Source organism: Hafnia alvei, assembly GCF_964063325.1.
Taxonomy (GTDB): Bacteria; Pseudomonadota; Gammaproteobacteria; order Enterobacterales; family Enterobacteriaceae; genus Hafnia; species Hafnia alvei_B.
Genome location: NZ_OZ061315.1, coordinates 2,953,112 through 2,971,040 on the forward strand (window position 1 = coordinate 2,953,112; position 17,929 = coordinate 2,971,040).

Here is a 17,929-nt window from a genome sequence, read left to right on the forward strand (position 1 = left end):
TGATGACTTAATCGTCATTTTATTGTGGTTCTGTTTATTACATTTCGGTAACACCGAAGTAAAAACGACCGAAACAACGATCAATCTGGCACTACCCCATTTTTTCTTCAGAAATACCACGATGGGAGGAAGTTCTGTTGCTGCGGTTATATGTATACTTTTCTCTTTATTACCACAACCATTTTTGTTTCATTTTAATTACTTTGTCGTATTTTTCAATTTACATAAGAAATACAATAACTCCCTGAATCTCGATCAAAGAAATTAGCTAATCATTTGTTTTAAAACAATATTAAATGATAGTTAAATAATTAATAGTTTTAATGTTTTCTTTGTTTTTAAGGGTTTCTATCTGTTTTCGTAAAAAATACTGTTAACAAAATGAAAAACTCACCACAAAACCGCACGAAAAATATAGTTAGCACGGTTATGTTTTCACAGGGATTTATAATTTAGGAAAGCGTTTGCTTTTATTTGTATGGCAGGTGTTTGCGAGGATGAATATTAATGGAAAAACATGTAGTAATGCCGTTCGCTGCTCTGCTAAGCAAACTAAACGGCAGTAAATAAAAGTAGCTACAGGGTTATTTGAGATTCTCGCTTGGCACAATAGCTTGCTGCGCTACCGACTGGATTTTCCACTTCCCTTCCTCTTTAACCATACAGTCAATGATCGTGTGAGACATATCTTTCCCATAAGCAACATAAACATTCAGGCAAACCGGATCGAGATCGGAAGAAACCACGGTGACATTTTTCGGCCAGTCAGTCCCAATGTCCTGTGAGCGAGTAAAAAAGTCGGCATCATAGAGTTCATCATCGCTATTCACTGCCTTGTGCAGCTTTCTCAACGTCTCAGCGGTTACGTATTCATTCATTTCTGGACTACCACTCCCCAGCAGCGGATAGACATCTTTTTCAATCTGTTGCAGATACCATTGGTTGAATTCTAGAGCCACCTTTGTGGCGTTGTTAATATCGCTTGAAGCAAAGGAGAATGAAGAAATAAAAAATAGTAATATCAATGAATTATTCATAATCAATAATGCCCGTGTGGATGTTCTGGTATTAGCTCGATGACTGCGACATCACTAGGTTCCGGCTGACCATTCGCCTCCCTAAATCCAGCCTGCCTCGATAGCTTTGGCAACGGCTCTAGCACTTTTCTAAGCTGCCTGTACGGCAGTGAACGGAGAACCCGTCGCATTCAGCCTCGATAGTCTTTTCTAAGCTGCCTGTACGGCAGTGAACCAAAGCGAAAGAAAACTATGGAACTGAATATTTTTCTAAGCTGCCTGTACGGCAGTGAACCACCAGAATGGAAACTATAATCGAGCTGCTGATTTCTAAGCTGCCTGTACGGCAGTGAACTGTAGAATATTCGCATAAAGCTTCGAATAATCAGATCCGTAACTCATTTTTTACTGCATAACCTTTTTTATGTTCCCTATGAACACTTATATAAAATCAATGGGTTATAGGAAGGTGAAAAAAAAGGGTTGGCTGAAAAATAGATTTTTTTTGCATTTTACCCCCCAATTTTCGAGAAGTTGATTCCATATCTAACAGTAACTCACTGTAAATGCATCCAGCCCGTTTCATTGTTGAAATCACAAGCATATAGTTTTCTGGCTACGGAAAAATCCGTAGTCGGAATTAGCGTTCCGCAATACATCTCTCGACAGCACTATGCCATAATAATGGAGTGCGCTTAGATTCACCCTAATATGGTGGCTCAGGCAGGGGCTTCGCAAGAAGCACTGATTTCGAGAGTGTCGGTGACGCTAACCCTATCTGAGCTGCCACCCGAGTTTAGCGTCTCAGTGGTAGTCATTAATTAAGTCACTCTCGAGGTTTAAAATGACCCAATCTATTTATGATGCAGCACACCAAGACGACTCGATCACCATTTTTCGTGCCCTGATTGCCGATCTCCGTTTTGATAATTTGAGTGACACCCAGCTTTGCGATCTCAGCGGTGTTGCCGCAGAGTCGGCTGAAGGCTTGTGTCAGGGGTTATCGTATTTAGGGGAGTCGCTTGAGAATGGCGTTCAAATTCCGCAGGAGAGTTTGGCGCAGGTTAGCGCCTGGCTGAAAGCATCAGCTCATCTGATCCCTGCATTGCTGGCTCTGTGCGAACAAGCAAATACACGTTTGTTGCATATGCAAAATAAAGCCGTGTGATTGTTGATGCGGCAATTGTTGGTGCGGCGATTGTTGGTGCATCGATTGTTAGCTCAGTGATTGTTGATAGTCTCCCCGCCGGCTTTCATCAGCGGGGAGCCAAAACACTTAGGCAGGATCGATACGATTGCTAGCCTTAGAAGGTGTTGAGGCATACAGGAACAGCATCATTGCGGCAAAGATGCACAGGAACATGGAACTCACCATCGGCCATTCGCTTTGTGCAGAAGCAAGCGCCAGCAGCGTTCCAACAACGGCCCCCAGGCTGAAACGCAGCGTTCCTGCCAGCGAGGATGCGGTTCCCGCCATATGAGGGAAATCGTCCAAGATCACCGCCATCGCGTTTGATGTGATCATCGCGATACAGCCAACATAAGCGGCAACGCCAATCACCAGCGACCAGAAACCTAAGCCCAGCGCTGCGGTGATAACCAACCAAATGCCCATAACAAACTGCACCAACAGACCGAAACGCAGCATGTTGATCGCGCCAAATCGGCGTACGTTGCGGCTATTAATCAGCGTCATAATGAACAAGAAGACGATATTCAGCGCAAAGTAATAGCCGAAATGCTGCGGCGATACGCCGTTAAGATCGATATAAACAAATGGCCCCGCGCTGAGGAAGGAGAACATCCCCGCAAAAGAGAAGCCACTGGCTAACATGTAGCACAGCACGCGTTTATGACGGAACAGCGAGGCAAAATTACCCAGCGTTGTGCGTAAGCGAAACTTTTGTCGTTTCTCTTTGGGCAGCGTTTCTTTGATGAAAAACGCCACCAGCACGGTGCCCAAAAGCGCTGCCCCCGCCATCGCCCAGAAAATCGCATGCCAGCTAAACCAAATCAGCAGCGCCCCACCCATGATAGGTGCAAGCAACGGCGCAATAGTCATCACCAGCACCACAAACGACATCATGCGTGCAAAATCATCCTTGGTGAACATGTCGCGCATCAGCGCATTGATCACCACGCTGGCAGCCGCAGCGGCTAAACCGTGGATCAAACGCATCATAATGAGCTGATCAACCGACTGCGCCATGGCGCACGCAGCGCCTGCCAAGGCGAAGAACAGCGTGCCATACATAATGACCGGCTTACGCCCAATACTGTCAGCCACTGGGCCATACAGCATTTGTCCAAATGCAAAGCCCAGCGTGTAGGCGCTCAGCGTCATCTGTACATCACCACTCGGCACACCAAATTGTTCGGCAATCACCGGCATACTCGGCAAATACATGTCGATTGCCAATGGCATCAACATTGATAACAAACCGAGGATCAGGATCAACCCAAGATGGGAACTACGGGGTGTCTGCACGCAGCATCTTCCTTTTTAATAAATAATGTATACCCAAAATAGCTAGCGTCGCGCCACGGCGGCAAACGCGTGCCGCCAGCACAGAAACAACGTTAAGTATGACGGGTAATTAATCTTTCGCTAACAGTTCAGCAGGCAAACCTACGCTGGCAATCTCTTCCTCGGTCAGAGGACGATATTCACCCGGTTCTAAATCTTCATCCAGCACGATGGTGCCAATGCGCTCGCGATGCAGTTCCACCACGCGGTTACCCACCGCCGCAAACATGCGTTTTACCTGATGATAACGGCCTTCGCTGATCGTCAAACGCACCACGTTGGCTTCTAGCTGCTCAAGCGTTGCTGGCTTGGTGAGATCTTTCTCGCCGTGCAGCTGCACGCCCTGAGCAAACTGCTCTGCGGTGTCGTCGGCCAGCGGATGTTCCAGCGTCACTAAATAGGTTTTATCGCACTGGTGTTTTGGCGATGTAATGCGGTGCGACCACTGACCATCGTCGGTCAGCAGCACCAGTCCCGTGGTGTCTAGATCCAAACGCCCTGCCGCATGCAGTTTCTCCGCCAACGGTTCTTCAATGAAGTACAGGATCGTGGAGTGATCGGGATCGTCAGTGGAGCACACATAGCCCTCTGGCTTGTGCAGCATGAAATAACGCGGGCCGTGGATCTGTTCCAGCACCTGACCATCAAAGGCCACTTCTTGTTCTGGGGTGAGCTTGTGCGCACCGCTTTTTACAACTTCGCCGTCTACAGTGACGCGTTTAGCACGCAGTTCTCGGGCGATCAGCGCACGGCTGATACCTAACTGCTGAGATAAAAACTTGTCCAGTCGCATGGAACCTGCTTTGTATTTCTATAAGAATCGGAGGGTTTCATTGTGCGCACGCAGTATGGCTGTCTGAATAAAGGACGGCCTTAATATGCGGGCATCGTTTGGAAACCAAAGAAGAACCGCGGATTATAGCGACTCTTCACCCTCACGCCTATCTTAAGCGTAGTTTAATTCACACCATTCGGCTCAAAGCACGTGCGGCATTGTTTGCTTGGCGATATGTTAGCCTGCGGGCTGAATTGCTAAACGACGCTCTCCGGCATCATGCGGTATAATGACGTCCTTCATCGAATATAAATCACAGGAATTACTCATATGCCATCTATTCACGGTCATGAAGTTTTAAACATGATGATTGAGTCCGGCGAGCAATTTTCAACAGAAAGTTTAGTTGCCACCATCGAACAACGTTTTGGCGCCGATGCCCGCTTTCATACCTGTTCACAGCAGGATTTAACGGCCGCTCAGTTGGTGGAATTCTTAGCATCTCGCGGCAAATTTATTCCTAGCGACAGTGGTTTTAATACCCACAGCAGCAAAATCTGCCAGCACTGATTATATTGTTGATGACATATTAATGGCCTTTACACTTCGTCCTTATCAGCGTGAGGCGGTGGAAGCCACCATCGCGCATTTTAGAAAACACCAAGAGCCTGCGGTTATAGTCTTGCCCACCGGAGCGGGAAAAAGCCTGGTGATCGCTGAGCTGGCGAAAATCGCGCGCGGCCGCGTGCTGGTTTTAGCCCACGTCAAAGAGTTAGTCGCGCAAAACCACAGCAAATACTGTGCCTATGGTTTAGAGGCCGATATTTTTTCAGCCGGTTTACAGCAAAAAGAGAGCAGCGGAAAAGTGGTTTTTGGCAGCGTGCAGTCGGTGGCACGTAACCTTCCGTTGTTTGACGGCGAATTTTCGCTGCTGATCGTGGATGAATGCCACCGTATCAGCGACAGCGATGACAGCCAGTATCAGCAAATTCTTCAGCATTTACGCAATAATAATCCGAAGCTGCGTTTATTAGGATTAACGGCAACCCCCTATCGTCTTGGCAAAGGCTGGATATATCAGTATCACTATCACGGCATCACGCGCGGCGATAGCAACAGCCTGTTTCGTGATTGTATTTACGAATTACCGCTGCGCTACATGATTAAAAACCAATTTCTGGTGCCGCCGGAAAGATTGGACATGCCGGTAGTGCAATACGATTTCAGCCGATTAGAACCGAGTAGCAATGGGCTATTTCGCGAAGTCGATCTCAACCGAGAATTAAAAGATCAACAGCGCATAACGCCGCATATTGTTAGCCAAATCATGGAGTTCGCCAGCACGCGTAAAGGCGTGATGATTTTCGCCTCCACCGTTGAGCACGCGCGCGAAATTCACGGTTTGCTGCCACCGGAACAGGCTGCACTGGTCAGCGCCGAAACGCCGGGCGACGAACGTGACGCCATTATTAATGCTTTTAAGCGCCAAGAATTGTTGTATCTGGTGAACGTTGCCGTGCTCACTACCGGATTTGATGCGCCGCATGTCGATCTGATTGCCATTTTGCGTCCCACCGAGTCCATCAGCCTGTATCAGCAAATTGTTGGCCGTGGCCTGCGCCTATCGCCGGGGAAAACGGATTGCTTAATCCTCGATTACGCGGGTAATCCACACGATCTGTTTACCCCTGAAGTCGGCACCACCAAACCGCACAGCGACAGCCAACCGGTGCAGGTATTTTGTCCTGGCTGCGGCTTTGCCAACACGTTCTGGGGTAAGACCACGGAAAATGGCGATATTATCGAACACTATGGCCGCCGCTGTCAGGGCTGGCTAGAAGACGATGAAGGCGGGCGCGAGCAGTGTGACTATCGCTTCCGCTTTAAAACCTGCCCGCACTGTGGCGCGGAAAATGATATTGCGGCACGCCGCTGCCATCAATGCAACCAAGTACTCGTCGATCCCGACGACATGCTGAAAGAAGCGCTGAAACTTAAAGACGCCTTGGTGCTGCGCTGCGGCGGTATGCGGCTTCAGCATGGCGAAGATGATAAAGGCGAATGGCTGTCGATCACCTATTACGACGAAGACGGCGCTGACGTGAGCGAGCGTTTTCGTCTTAATACCCCCGCCCAGCGCACCGCATTTATGCAACTATTCCTGCGCCCGCACCAGCGCGCGCCCGGCATTGAGCTGGTTTGGAAAAAGGCGGCGGACATCGTGGCGCAGCAAGATAAACTGCGTTATCCCGATTTTGTTGTCGCCCGAATGAAGGGCCGGTTTTGGCAGATCAGACAAAAAGTTTTCGATTATCAAGGCCGCTATCGCAAAGCGGATCCTCTTAGCGGTTAGGCACTGCAACAATGAGCGGGCAGATATATTTGCCGTAAGCCCCGTATTTCGTTAGAATGTCGCCCGCTTTTACTATTAAAAGCAGAATCTCCTGCCTGTTGCTGGGTCGCCTGTAACAGGTCTAAATTTTATATAGAGATACAATTATGTTCACTATTGAAGCAACTGCACGTAAAGAGCAGGGTAAGGGTGCGAGCCGCCGCCTGCGTACTTCTGGTAAGTTCCCTGCTATCGTTTATGGCGGAAACCAAGAGCCAGTAGCCGTAGAAATCGATCACGACACTACTTGGAACATGCAAGAGAAAGAAGGCTTTTACGAACAAGTAATCGCTCTGATGATCGACGGCAAAGAAACCAAAGTTAAGGTTCAAGCTGTTCAGCGTCACCCGTTCAAACGTAAACTGACTCACGTTGACTTCGTTCGCGCTTAATCGCCGACTGAATCACGTTTGTTTGAATAAAACGTTTTGAAATAGAAAACGCCGCAATTGCGGCGTTTTTTTTGTCTTATTTTTCTGTCTTAAATGCAGCGGGAAAGATTAATTTCCGCCACCGCTCCGACGCTGTAGCTGGTCGCGCAGATTCGGCGGAGTGCCTTTAATGGTGAGCGTGTCCGTCGCCGGATCCCAAAAAATGCGTTCGCCCAGCAGCATGGCATCAAAATTAATCGTCAAACCGCCGCCGCTGCCCGCCATTTTGGTGAGCTGACGCAGCGTGCTGCGATCGGCAGGGAAACTCTCTTCCAAATCATAGCCCTGCTCGGCGGTAAACTGTTGGAAGTCTTTCTCGCCCACGGCGGGGATTTCTTTCGCTAACGCTTCCAGCTCAATTTCTTCACCGGCCTGCAATTGTCCATTACAGTAGCTATATACCTGCTGGCGATAGGCCTGACGCTCGTTCTTATCGAGCTGGCCTTCGGCGCAATAATCATCGACCGCTTGTAACAGGCCACGGTTTTGCGCTTTAGTGTCTAAACCTTCGCTGGCTGCCAAGAAGTCCATAAAGAAGTCAGAGACTTTTCGCCCGACTCGGCCTTTCAGGAAGGTTAAATAGCGGTGAGATTCAGGATTGGTTTCCCACTCGGTCAGATCGACACGTGCCACAATATCGGCACGCATAATGTCCAAATAGTGGGTGCTGCTGATATCTAACTCTTCATTAACACGCATGCTGCTACAGCTGTTCAGCACCGCAATCAGCAAATATTCTACCGCCAGATAGCGATATTGGCAGAACAACACCACGCCACCGTCGGCAAATGGGTATTTTGCCAGCTCGTCACGCAGACGGCCGGTTGCGGCGCGGCTGAACGCTAGAAAATCTTCGTTGCCACGGCGATAGTTACGTAATGCCTCTGCCAGCTCGCTCTCTGCGGAGAAGGTGCCATAGGCTTTACTTTTGGCGCTATACACACGGTGCAGCTCGGCCATCATCTCTTCTACTGCGGCATTTTTTGCCAGCAAAGAATCACGCAGCACCACATCTAGCTGTTGTTCGTCGCGTTTAACCAACTGATGCAACGCAATCTGTTCGAGATCCAGACTCATTTTTTCTTCTCCCCTTTCGCCTCGGACACATTTGATGGCGTATTCAAACACTGTTGATACCCGCTCGCAAGCGGCCATCGCATATTGATGAATTCAATGGTGAGAGCTAAGGTATAATCAATAACGCAACAAACGTATAAAAGAGCGGAAAATCACGCGCCTATACGGTAAGATATGGCACTTTGTCAGTCTGAGAAGCTTAATTCTATGCCACAATCATCCCGTTATAGTGACGAACACGTTGAACAACTGCTCAGTGAGCTGGCCAACGTACTGGAATCGCACCACACGCCAAACGATCTTTCTTTGATGGTTTTGGGCAATATGGTCACGAATCTGATTAACACCAGCATCGCACCCGCTCAGCGCCGTGCTATTGCGCGCTCTTTTGCTGAAGCCTTACAGGCTTCGATTCGGGAAGATAAAGCCCATTAATTTTTGCTCGGACGTATAGACATACTTTTATGGTGACAAACCGTCAGCGATACCGTGAAAAAGTTTCCCAGATGATCAGCTGGGGGCATTGGTTCGCTCTGTTTAATATTTTGCTCGGTCTGCTTTTGGGCAGCCGTTATCTGTTTGTCGCCGATTGGCCATCCTCATTGTTTGGTCGTGTCTATGCGATGATCAGCTGGTTAGGGCACTTTAGCTTTATTGGCTTTGCTGCCTATCTGCTGATCATCTTCCCACTCACGTTTGTGGTGATGTCGCAGCGATTACTGCGCTTTCTTTCCGCCGCGCTAGCCACCGCGGGGCTAACGCTACTGCTGGTTGACGCTGAAGTTTTCACCCGTTTCCATCTCCATCTCAATCCGGTGGTGTGGGAACTGGTGGTTAACCCCGATCAAGGTGAGCTGGCGCGCGATTGGCAGCTAATGTTTATCTGTGTGCCCGTTATTTTCCTCGTCGAAATGCTGTTTGGCACCTGGAGCTGGCAAAAGCTTCGTAGCCTCAACCGGCAGAAATTTGGCAAACCGCTAGCCGGATTGTTTATCACCGCATTTTTCGCATCGCATCTGATCTACATCTGGGCCGATGCTAATTTCTATCGCCCAATTACCATGCAGCGCTCCAACCTTCCGCTTTCATATCCAATGACAGCGCGACGTTTCTTGGAAAAACATGGTTTATTGGATGCTCAAGAATTCCAGAATAAGCTGACACAAACGGGCAGCCCAGAAGCCGTATCCGTTGAATATCCGCTCAATAAGCTGAGCTTTGCCGATAAAGGCGCGGGCTATAATCTTCTGGTGATTGCGGTAGATGGCCTGCGTGCCGACGATCTCAAACAGGACTTACCTCAGCTGGCTGCCTTTGGTAACGATAATCTCGAGTTCACCCAGCACTACAGCTCGGGAAACAATTTGGATAGCGGGCTCTTCGGCCTGTTCTATGGCATCTCGCCGTCTTATCTCGAAGGTATTCTGGCAGGCCGCAAGCCATCAGCGTTAATCAGCGCGCTCAGCCAGCAAAACTACCAGTTTGGCCTATTCTCCTCCGATGGTTTTAGCGCCCCACTCTACCGTCAGGCACTATTGACCGATTTCTCACTGCCGGCACCAATTCGTCAAAGCGACGCTGCCATCACCAAACAGTGGCAACAGTGGCTATCAACCCAAACGACACAGTCACCGTGGTTCTCGTACGTGAATCTTAACGGCACCCGCAGCGCTCTAGCGGATGCTTCTGGGCATAAACCCGAAGATTTCATGGAGAAATACCAACAAGCGGCCGTCGGTGTTGATGGGCAGATCGCCGCAATACTTGATACGCTAAAACAACGTGGCGAACTGGATAAAACCGTCGTAGTCATTACCGCTAGCCACGGTATTGAATTCAACGACAGCGGCAAAGGTGATTGGGGCTTCGGCACCAACTACAGCCGTTATCAGCTTCAGGTGCCATTGATTATTCATTGGCCTGGAACGCCAGCGCAAACCATCAATAAGCTCACCAGCCACGAAGATGTGATGGCAACGCTGATGCAGCGCTTGCTTCACGTGGATACCCGAGCGGTAGACTATACGCAGGGTGAAGACCTGTTTGCACCAACGCGTAAACATAACTGGCTGGCGTTAGGTGATAGCAACGAATTAGTGATCGTCACGCCGAAAGAAACCGTGATTCTAGATAAAAATGGTCACTATCGTACCTATGACGCTGACAATGAAGAGATGAAGGGCGAAAAACCACAGCTGGCCTTGCTGCTGCAAGTTCTGACGGATGTGAAGCGGTTTATCGCCAATTAAAATTGGCTAAAGCGTACACAATCGTAACGCCATGCTCTTGAAAATCGTTAGCTTTTAAGTACTATAAAAGCTGTTCGGCACGTAGCGCAGCCTGGTAGCGCATCGTCATGGGGTGGCGAGGGTCGAGAGTTCAAATCTCTCCGTGCCGACCAAAGAACCCAAACAAGAAAGCCAACCTGTTATAGGTTGGTTTTTTATGTTTGCATGAATAACCCACGATCACAGATAGATAATTTCTAACGTTGCCGAACCGGCAAAACTGATCTTAGAACCAGACGGCAAGTCTTCCAACGGTGCAAGCGCAACGGCAGCATCAGCCTGTACGGTAAATAACTCTCCTAGCGCAAACTCACTATTTTGTACCCAACTGCTGGCTTTGCCGTTGTTGCGCATCGTAGGCACAGTGTCGTTTAAATCCAGCACGCCATTATTAGCAATTCCTATCTGGGCCGGAACACCATCAACCTGCGCCGAATGAAACAATACATTCCATACGCCGATCGGTTTGCCTGCAGACGTCATCCCCAAACCAAAACGTTGATCGGTCTGAGTGGGCGTAACGTTCACGCTCGGAGAACTCCAGCTCAAATTACCGATTGATAACGTGCTACCGCCGCTATTATCAACCGCACGAAGACCAATGCTCGTGGCTGATTCGCATTGAACTGTGATCCCCCCCGCAAACGACTTTACAGGAAGCTGTGTCGCGGTTTTCGCTGCGAGCTGATTACGGTTAATATTTCCAAAATCCAGCGTAGTGGGCGACTGCAAAATATGACACGGTGGCGGTTCTGCCTCTGCAGTAAACGACAGCTGCACCTGTGACAACGCAAAAGTAGGCATACTCGTACCTGCTAAAATCACAGAGCTTATCAACGCTAGTTTATTCACTGCTAGTTTATTCACTCACCACCTCCAACGAGCCATTGCTAGTCAGCCTTTTATATTCTTTGATACTGACATTATTATTGTTAACTGTGGCAATCGATGTTATCTGCATGACCAGTGTTGTTACTGGCTCATCAATGTTAGGGGTCATACCGATATCAGGTAGCAAAGGCAGCTCTTTTACGTTATCTGAAGTAGCAGCACCTCCGCCTTGTTTATACGTTAGCGCAACTGATTTACCATCGGCTTGAGCATCGCTAACTATCAACGATAGATTGGCAATATCACCTAGCAAATAGCTCTTGCCTCCGCTACTTGCGGCGGCTCGATAGTACAACGTGATACGTTCTGGCCGCGGACAAACTATCGTTACTGTTGCGGTTTTACGACCAATAACATTGGCTTGCCCACCGCCGTTTGATTGAGACAATGTTCCTCGGTTGAAGGTACCAAAATGAGTATGCGGCTGGCTGACATTGAGATTGCAATCACTGGCTCTAACGTTAATAGATAGAAGCATTGCACAAAAAATCAAAAGGTTAAATTTCACACTGGGCATCATAACTCTCATACAATTTATCCGCTTCAGGCTCTTCATTAAGTTTAAAATGCACCTGACACCGTTCACCAGAAGCCGTTTGAAGCACTAATTTCTGTTCTAGCTGGCTATCAATCAGAAATACGGTTCCGTCACTCGCCACTGTTGTGATGTAGTTATCATGGGCGTCATAAATCAGCGCCCCTCTCTCAGCCAGCTTTCCATCCGCTAAATGTATGCGGATCAGCGCACGTCGGCTAACAATGGTGCCAAAGGTATAATTCGTTACAGAACCACGGGCAACATGAGCAACCTGAATACCATTATTCACGTCCACATTTTTCGGTAAGCTTTTCGTATTTAGAACCAAGCGGGATTCACCATAGGCACTCATACCTGAAGACACCGCATACCCTTGGCTGTTACTCCAAACTGGCCCCTGCGGTGTTTGAATTTCACCGCCGCTGATACCTGGAATTTGAACGACTGCGTAGGTGTCCTGCAAAGGATAAGGTGAGAAAAACACGCCTTGCTTGGTCGCCACTATCCCGCCGGAAGCACCTACGGTATATGTGCTGTTTTCTGAGCCATAACGCGAGTAGCCTAAGCTAAGCTGAGAGTAGTTTGGTAGCGCGCGGACATTGGCACTAAAAGCACCTACATCGCTATCGCTACTCTTATTGGCAGCCAATGAATAACTCAACCGATCGTTGATCGTCTGATCTAATGTGACTCCCCGAGTACTGTTATTCCCCACGCGTGACATGCTGGTACCAACACGCACAGAACCAAATGGAATACTCATATTCATATAAAACATTGAGTTGCCATCATTACCGCTATCTCGCTCAGCATTCATTGAAACAGACATGCCGTTGCTAAACGTTTTTGACCAACCCGCGGTCATACGGCTGGTGACTTCTTCTGACGAAAACATAGAAACTCGTGACCAAGACAGGTTAAATGCGCCTAAATCCTCAAACGAATATCCCACCCCAAGGCTATATTGAGATTTATAGCGGATATTAATGTAGTCAGCATCGTCTTCGTCGGCTCTTGGTCCCCCGTCAGTTAGATCGCGGTAACCAATATCCTGCATCGTCACCGAGCCGTTAACATTCAAACTGTCAGCCAGTGGCATACTGACCGACAGATTATTTTGCATACCTTTTGTCTGACTACGGGCATCGCTAGACAAAATCGATCTTCCACTAAGGCTAAGACCACTTGCCAAACCTGTACTCAATTGAGCTGCGATGCTTTGATATTTTTGAGCCACCAATGCACCGCTGCTCACCATAGAACGTGTCCCCCAAGGCGTAGACACGTTGAATGTGGTTAAATCGTTCGAGCCTATATTGTCATTAGTGCTCTGATCAATCTTGCCAATAGCAAATGAATAACTGGTTTCCTGCTGACTATAGCCATGAGTAAAAGAAGATGCAGGAACGATAAAGCTACGCGTAGCACCATCTTGTTCAACGACATTAACGTTAAGGTCTGCTGTATTGTTTATTGTTGGTAATCGATTTAGCGTAAAAGCGCCTGCGGGAACTTGAGTTGAGTAAATTAATACACCCGACTGACGCACTTCAATTCGCGCCTGCGTTTGCGCAATACCACTGACTGTGGCTCCGCTTTGCTTGCTGCTCATCAATGCGCTTTCAGGAGAAAACTGGATCCCAAAAACTTGAGGCATAGCAAATAGCGAGTTAGCAACGCTAATCTTTCCTGTCTGCATCACCGTTTTATAATTCGGCAACGTTCTTTGTGCATAAGTATAAAGCTGATCAAAGCTTCGCGTGTCACCGCTGCTGCTATATGATTGGCGACTACGGATAATCCAATCGTTTATATTAAAGCCTTCTTCAGTGTTACTTTGAAATGTATTAATGTTATTACTGTTTGAAGAACTTTTATCGTTCCCGCTATAGGTGTCTGAATCCGATTTCTTACTGTTATTTTTCATCATCAGAACATCATAATTAAGCACCCCTCCGATACCACCCGCGGTATATTGGCTTATATCAAGATTATTTGAATCTTCGATAGCATCAGAGGGTAAAATAAACTCAACCTTACTCTGGCCTGGGTCAAGTTTTAACTCCATTTGCGCATAGTATGATTTTAATTCAATGCATTGGTCTGGTTCTGATTTAATTAACTTAATTCCAAGCGTTATTAAATCCTCGTTATGCAAACAGAGTTCACCTCTATCATCAAAATTGACTGATAGCGGTCTTTTCTCCACACCATTAATAACAGGTGTTATTTTAGTTATGCCAGGCGAGAACTTTTTACCTGCTCTAAAATAATCATTAAGCGTTGTTGATAATCCTCTAGCCTCTAATGTTGAAAGATCAAAGTCTACTGTGTCATTAGCCGCATACAGAGAAAAAGAAATTAAGCTAAAGGGTAATAGAAATACAATCTTATCAATATATTTTTTTATATAAAAAAAGGTGCACGCAGTCATAAAAAACCGTTATAAATAGAGTCAATTAGAATAAAGAAATTAAATAACTGCCCGCACCTTAGCCATTCTCTTGCATCAGAAAGAGATAGTTATTATCGATTAAAGATAATCAACTTGCACAGTAATTGAGCCATCAAGCTTGAACCCAGCCGGGTCTAAATCTTTTGCTGATTTAACTAAAGGTCTAACGACATAGTCCCATGCAAAATCAGTGCCTGACAACGCCTTGTTATTTTTATCCATAACTAAGTGTGTTTGTCCTGCAAGACAGTTATTAACGACTAATGCGCCGCCCTGTTCAGTAGTAGCCCCTGTGAGATTATTTTCAGAAATACATTTTGAGAAATTTGCAGAAACTCCATCAACTTTAAGGCCAGTGAAAGTTCCGCTGTATTGCCCGATAGTGTTACCTTTATTATCAGTCCCTAGCCCCAAAAAGTGGGTAGCATTGCCAAATTCGCTACCATCATTGTTATAGGTTGGCACCGGCGCTGTTGACGCTGTTACCGATGAAGAACGGTCATCTGTGGTAGAAACACCGATTATTGTCTCACCTTCACAGTTAATGGTAACCGCGTCGAACAGCATTTTTTCATCGAGCAGCTGATAACTTCCCGACAAAGCCGGAGCCATTCCAGCATTAATATTCCCATAAGCAACCTCCCCTGCAGCTCCCGCTCCAGTACCTAAAACTAGGTTGCAACTCGCTGGGCTCACGGTACCAGTGACCTTCAGCTCGGTAGTATCATTCACTGCTACAGCAGCAAATGCAGGTGAAATAGCAGAGCATAATAAAGGCAATAGTGTCCATGCTAAGCCGTTATCTTTTAGACGTAAAAATTTCATAGTAATCCTTAACTATTTATTAGAGATAATACAGACTAATAGTAGATGAACCATTTAAGGTAATTTCTTTACTTAAATCGATATGGTCTGTCTCTGTTATCGTGGCCATGACGTTATAGTCCATGGAAAAGACGCTCCCTTTAACGATTTCACCATCTACATTTAAGAAGTTATAAGCGAGTGGACTTCTTGCACCCATATATTCAAAAACTTTTGTTGGCGTAGCAGCGCCTTTTTGGAAAGGCGTGGTCGCGGTGCTAGCAAAATATTGGTCAATGCCATCAACTTTTAACGCAGACAATGTAGCAACATAGTTACCAATACCTTGACCTAAGCTGTCAGTGCCCAAACCAAGATTTAAGCCATAGCCAGAGCTCGTTCCACTTGGTTGTAATTGCTTATAGCGACCAATGGTATCCATTAAGCCAATTGCTAAGGTAGCAGATCTATTATCATCCCAATTAATCGCAACGCTGGTCACTGCGGAGCAGGTAATAGTGACCGCATTAGACAGCGTTTTTATAGGCAGATTAGTACTATAAGTACTATGCAGCGAAGAGGTAGATATATGTCCATAGTCAATTACCCCATTCGCGGCAAGCGCAACCGAACACGGCGGTGGCGTATATTCTCCAGTCACGGTGAGTTTGCCGGAAGGCCCTACTGCAGGGTCGGCAAATGCGCTAGAAATTGACATAGCCAGTAATGGCAATGCCAACAATTTTAGCGATATTTTTACTTTCTTTCCTGACATTTTTCTTTCCTTTTTATCGAAATAATAGAACAAGCACACTACTTAATGAGACACACTCGCCTCATAGGGTTTTACAAAATAGCCATACAAATTTGCCGGTGTAATGGTCACTTTTTGAACATCGGCAATTTTATTATTCAGTTTTACGTTAACCGTATCTCCAGGCAACAAATAAGAGCGAGGTAGTGAAGCACTGATTTTTTGCGGTTGTACGCTTATGATGGGTGACATGCGGATAACATAAGCACCTGTATTTGTTACCTTTAAGGTATCTTGACTCACCTGTTCCCATTTCAGCAACGTCCAAGGCTCTAAATTCTCTTTCAGACCCGCTGGGTGAATAATCAATGGCACATTTTGACGCAGCGTAATCTGTAATTTATCGGCCGTTTTATCAGAAGCTGGGATGCCTTCAAAGATGGCGCGTTTAAACTGCTCAACGGCTTTCGCTGGCGTTTTCATCATAAAACGCACGGTCTGGCTATCACCGGGATTCACCCGAACAACGGGAGGAGTAACAATCAATGATTCCTCTTTATCACCCGGCAGGTTTTCCACCGATGAATAGAGCAATACCGGGGTAGGATCGGTGTTTTTAAGCGTCATCACCCCTTCCCCTTCTTCCGTATTCACCACCACAACAGAAGTTTCAAGTTTCATCCCAGATGCATGTGCATAATTAAGAGGAAATAATAATGGTGATAAACAAGATAAATAAATAATAGAAATCTTTTTCATCTTCGGTGTAAAACTAAATTTAATTAACATATTCAAACACTCTCCCTAACATAATAAGACAGAAAAACGCTATCTGCTGCATATGAGAGCTTCAGATAGCGCTTTTATTAGCTATAATTAATTCAGAATAAAAAATTACTTAATGCTTGTTATAAAAATCATACCTACAAGTTTTATTTAAATCACTCTAAGAAAACCCCATTCCAATTAACTTTCCATAAGATTTTTTTATCACGTTGATTTTATTGAATTTGTTTGCGTAAACCACACCTGAAATCATTCTTTAATTTTGCTACATATAGATAACACCATGATAAATAATGAGTTAACTAAAAATCAATAAAAATGGCCACTTCCATAAAAAAAAACCTGATGTATAGTGAGCCTCGTCAGTTAGCTCGTTGCCAAAGTAAAGCGTCAGGAAATATCTAATATTATTTCTCTGATATGAATGATGCTATATGGATAACAGTATCTGCTTGGAAACAATTAAACATTCATCTATGTCATTAATACTAATGCATCAGAAATCTGAATGAACTAAACACATATGAATAAAGGAAATATAAATATGAAAGCTTCAAAAATGTTGGTGTCTGCGTTATCTGTTTTGACCATGATGGCGGCAGGTTCTGCAATGGCAGCTCCGGTTGCTACACCAATTACCGTTAATGGAGGTTCTATTAATTTTACGGGAGAAGTCACTGATGCCGCATGTATCGTTAACCCTGAATCAGTTAACCAAACTTACGCATTGAGCCCTCTCAAAACAAGTGAAGTAGCAGCAGGTAAGACCGGAGCATCAACTGAAGTCAGAATCTATCTGGAAGAATGCAGCACTGAAGTCTATAAAACCGCGTCCTTTGCTTTTAGTGGCGTGCCTGATACTGACCCAACTGTGCTGGCAAACGCCCCTGGCGCTGGTGGCGCACATGGCGTAGGCGTACAGATGAAAGATATGGATGGCAAGGTTATTAACTTCACTGCCGCTGACGATAAAGGTGCGAAAATGCAGCTGATTGAAGGCACTAACGTTGCAATTTTCTCTGCTGCTTTAGTTGGTACTTCAGAGACAGCAACACCAGGTCACGTATCTGCAACAACTAACTTTAAAGTACATTACGAATAATATTTTATTCGCCGTGTATAAGTTATAGAAATTAATTTCTATCTAACGCCATGATTTTTTATGGCGTTCATTTAGATTATAGACAACACATTG

17 protein-coding genes, 1 tRNA gene and 1 CRISPR repeat array are annotated in these 17,929 nt (G+C 46.2%); of the genes, 8 read left to right on the plus strand and 10 right to left on the minus strand.

Annotated features, from left to right (window positions below):
* Positions 1-584: 584 nt before the first annotated feature.
* Positions 585-1,037, minus strand: a complete 453-nt coding sequence (locus tag AB3Y96_RS14185; protein WP_072309978.1) for a DUF3828 domain-containing protein — start codon at positions 1,035-1,037, stop codon at positions 585-587.
* A 125-nt stretch (positions 1,038-1,162) separates the two neighbouring features.
* Positions 1,163-1,371: a CRISPR direct-repeat array (repeat unit 29 nt; unit sequence TTTTCTAAGCTGCCTGTACGGCAGTGAAC).
* Positions 1,372-1,860: 489 nt separating this feature from the next.
* Here AB3Y96_RS14185 and AB3Y96_RS14190 point away from each other — a divergent pair.
* Positions 1,861-2,184, plus strand: coding sequence for a hypothetical protein (locus tag AB3Y96_RS14190; RefSeq protein ID WP_072309977.1), 324 nt, complete (start codon positions 1,861-1,863; stop codon positions 2,182-2,184).
* A 108-nt stretch (positions 2,185-2,292) separates the two neighbouring features.
* Here the strand turns inward: AB3Y96_RS14190 and AB3Y96_RS14195 are convergent, their stop codons facing one another.
* Together AB3Y96_RS14195 and rsuA are read right to left on the minus strand one after the other, a co-directional pair.
* Entirely contained in the window at positions 2,293-3,504 is a 1,212-nt protein-coding gene (locus AB3Y96_RS14195) for a Bcr/CflA family multidrug efflux MFS transporter (RefSeq protein ID WP_367299491.1), read from the minus strand.
* Between the two features lie 109 nt (positions 3,505-3,613).
* On the minus strand, positions 3,614-4,336 hold the full coding sequence (rsuA, locus tag AB3Y96_RS14200; RefSeq protein ID WP_367299492.1) for a 16S rRNA pseudouridine(516) synthase RsuA: 723 nt from the start codon (positions 4,334-4,336) through the stop codon (positions 3,614-3,616).
* 312 nt (positions 4,337-4,648) lie between these two features.
* On the opposite strand from rsuA, the gene AB3Y96_RS14205 reads away from it, so the two are divergent.
* From AB3Y96_RS14205 to rplY, 3 genes are all read left to right on the plus strand, one after another.
* Entirely contained in the window at positions 4,649-4,888 is a 240-nt protein-coding gene (locus tag AB3Y96_RS14205; RefSeq protein ID WP_367299493.1) for a YecH family metal-binding protein, read from the plus strand.
* Between the two features lie 22 nt (positions 4,889-4,910).
* Positions 4,911-6,671 carry a DEAD/DEAH box helicase gene (locus tag AB3Y96_RS14210; protein ID WP_367299494.1) on the plus strand — a complete coding sequence of 587 codons (1,761 nt, stop codon included), beginning with the start codon at positions 4,911-4,913 and terminating at the stop codon, positions 6,669-6,671.
* A gap of 146 nt (positions 6,672-6,817) precedes the next feature.
* A complete protein-coding gene (rplY, locus tag AB3Y96_RS14215; RefSeq protein WP_004089547.1) occupies positions 6,818-7,102 on the plus strand; it encodes a 50S ribosomal protein L25 in 285 nt (94 codons plus the stop codon).
* Between the two features lie 108 nt (positions 7,103-7,210).
* Here rplY and yejK read toward each other — a convergent pair whose 3' ends face one another.
* Complete coding sequence (yejK, locus tag AB3Y96_RS14220; RefSeq protein ID WP_367299495.1) at positions 7,211-8,218, minus strand: nucleoid-associated protein YejK; 1,008 nt, start codon at positions 8,216-8,218, stop codon at positions 7,211-7,213.
* A gap of 207 nt (positions 8,219-8,425) precedes the next feature.
* Here yejK and AB3Y96_RS14225 point away from each other — a divergent pair, with 207 nt between their 5' ends.
* The 3 genes from AB3Y96_RS14225 (at position 8,426) to AB3Y96_RS14235 (ending at position 10,619) form a co-directional block, all read left to right on the plus strand.
* Positions 8,426-8,653 carry a YejL family protein gene (locus tag AB3Y96_RS14225; protein ID WP_025798093.1) on the plus strand — a complete coding sequence of 76 codons (228 nt, stop codon included), beginning with the start codon at positions 8,426-8,428 and terminating at the stop codon, positions 8,651-8,653.
* Between the two features lie 29 nt (positions 8,654-8,682).
* Positions 8,683-10,467, plus strand: a complete 1,785-nt coding sequence (gene yejM / locus AB3Y96_RS14230; RefSeq protein ID WP_367299496.1) for an LPS biosynthesis-modulating metalloenzyme YejM — start codon at positions 8,683-8,685, stop codon at positions 10,465-10,467.
* 75 nt (positions 10,468-10,542) lie between these two features.
* Positions 10,543-10,619 (plus strand) — tRNA-Pro (locus AB3Y96_RS14235).
* Positions 10,620-10,686: 67 nt separating this feature from the next.
* On the opposite strand, the gene AB3Y96_RS14240 is transcribed toward AB3Y96_RS14235, so the two are convergent.
* The 6 genes from AB3Y96_RS14240 to AB3Y96_RS14265 all read right to left on the minus strand — a co-directional run bounded on the left by AB3Y96_RS14240 (position 10,687) and on the right by AB3Y96_RS14265 (position 16,737).
* Positions 10,687-11,373 (minus strand): DUF1120 domain-containing protein, encoded by a 687-nt coding sequence (locus AB3Y96_RS14240; protein ID WP_367299497.1) that lies wholly within the window; start codon positions 11,371-11,373, stop codon positions 10,687-10,689.
* Positions 11,366-11,905, minus strand: coding sequence for a hypothetical protein (locus tag AB3Y96_RS14245; protein WP_367299498.1), 540 nt, complete (start codon positions 11,903-11,905; stop codon positions 11,366-11,368). The genes AB3Y96_RS14240 and AB3Y96_RS14245 overlap by 8 nt, the downstream gene beginning before the upstream one ends.
* Complete coding sequence (locus AB3Y96_RS14250) at positions 11,895-14,369, minus strand: fimbria/pilus outer membrane usher protein (protein WP_367299499.1); 2,475 nt, start codon at positions 14,367-14,369, stop codon at positions 11,895-11,897. Before AB3Y96_RS14250 ends, AB3Y96_RS14245 begins: the two co-directional genes overlap by 11 nt.
* Positions 14,370-14,468: 99 nt before the next feature.
* A complete protein-coding gene (locus AB3Y96_RS14255; protein ID WP_367299500.1) occupies positions 14,469-15,215 on the minus strand; it encodes a DUF1120 domain-containing protein in 747 nt (248 codons plus the stop codon).
* 19 nt (positions 15,216-15,234) lie between these two features.
* Complete coding sequence (locus AB3Y96_RS14260; RefSeq protein ID WP_367299501.1) at positions 15,235-15,969, minus strand: DUF1120 domain-containing protein; 735 nt, start codon at positions 15,967-15,969, stop codon at positions 15,235-15,237.
* Between the two features lie 42 nt (positions 15,970-16,011).
* Positions 16,012-16,737, minus strand: a complete 726-nt coding sequence (locus AB3Y96_RS14265; RefSeq protein ID WP_367299502.1) for a fimbria/pilus chaperone family protein — start codon at positions 16,735-16,737, stop codon at positions 16,012-16,014.
* Between the two features lie 541 nt (positions 16,738-17,278).
* Between AB3Y96_RS14265 and AB3Y96_RS14270 the strand changes: the two genes are divergently transcribed.
* Positions 17,279-17,836: a fimbrial protein gene (locus tag AB3Y96_RS14270; RefSeq protein WP_367299503.1), complete on the plus strand. Its 558-nt coding sequence runs from the start codon at positions 17,279-17,281 to the stop codon at positions 17,834-17,836.
* The last annotated feature ends 93 nt before the right edge of the window (positions 17,837-17,929 follow it).

What these genes read in the sequence shown, in the direction of transcription:
- rplY (WP_004089547.1), top strand. Translation starts at nt 6,818, where the DNA reads ATGTTCACTATTGAAGCAACTGCACGTAAAGAGCAGGGTAAGGGTGCG.
- AB3Y96_RS14270 (WP_367299503.1), top strand. Translation starts at nt 17,279, where the DNA reads ATGAAAGCTTCAAAAATGTTGGTGTCTGCGTTATCTGTTTTGACCATG.
- AB3Y96_RS14260 (WP_367299501.1), bottom strand. Translation starts at nt 15,969, where the DNA reads ATGTCAGGAAAGAAAGTAAAAATATCGCTAAAATTGTTGGCATTGCCA.
- AB3Y96_RS14250 (WP_367299499.1), bottom strand. Translation starts at nt 14,369, where the DNA reads ATGACTGCGTGCACCTTTTTTTATATAAAAAAATATATTGATAAGATT.
- AB3Y96_RS14255 (WP_367299500.1), bottom strand. Translation starts at nt 15,215, where the DNA reads ATGAAATTTTTACGTCTAAAAGATAACGGCTTAGCATGGACACTATTG.
- AB3Y96_RS14265 (WP_367299502.1), bottom strand. Translation starts at nt 16,737, where the DNA reads ATGTTAATTAAATTTAGTTTTACACCGAAGATGAAAAAGATTTCTATT.
- AB3Y96_RS14190 (WP_072309977.1), top strand. Translation starts at nt 1,861, where the DNA reads ATGACCCAATCTATTTATGATGCAGCACACCAAGACGACTCGATCACC.
- AB3Y96_RS14205 (WP_367299493.1), top strand. Translation starts at nt 4,649, where the DNA reads ATGCCATCTATTCACGGTCATGAAGTTTTAAACATGATGATTGAGTCC.
- rsuA (WP_367299492.1), bottom strand. Translation starts at nt 4,336, where the DNA reads ATGCGACTGGACAAGTTTTTATCTCAGCAGTTAGGTATCAGCCGTGCG.
- AB3Y96_RS14225 (WP_025798093.1), top strand. Translation starts at nt 8,426, where the DNA reads ATGCCACAATCATCCCGTTATAGTGACGAACACGTTGAACAACTGCTC.
- AB3Y96_RS14210 (WP_367299494.1), top strand. Translation starts at nt 4,911, where the DNA reads ATGGCCTTTACACTTCGTCCTTATCAGCGTGAGGCGGTGGAAGCCACC.
- yejK (WP_367299495.1), bottom strand. Translation starts at nt 8,218, where the DNA reads ATGAGTCTGGATCTCGAACAGATTGCGTTGCATCAGTTGGTTAAACGC.
- yejM (WP_367299496.1), top strand. Translation starts at nt 8,683, where the DNA reads ATGGTGACAAACCGTCAGCGATACCGTGAAAAAGTTTCCCAGATGATC.
- AB3Y96_RS14185 (WP_072309978.1), bottom strand. Translation starts at nt 1,037, where the DNA reads ATGAATAATTCATTGATATTACTATTTTTTATTTCTTCATTCTCCTTT.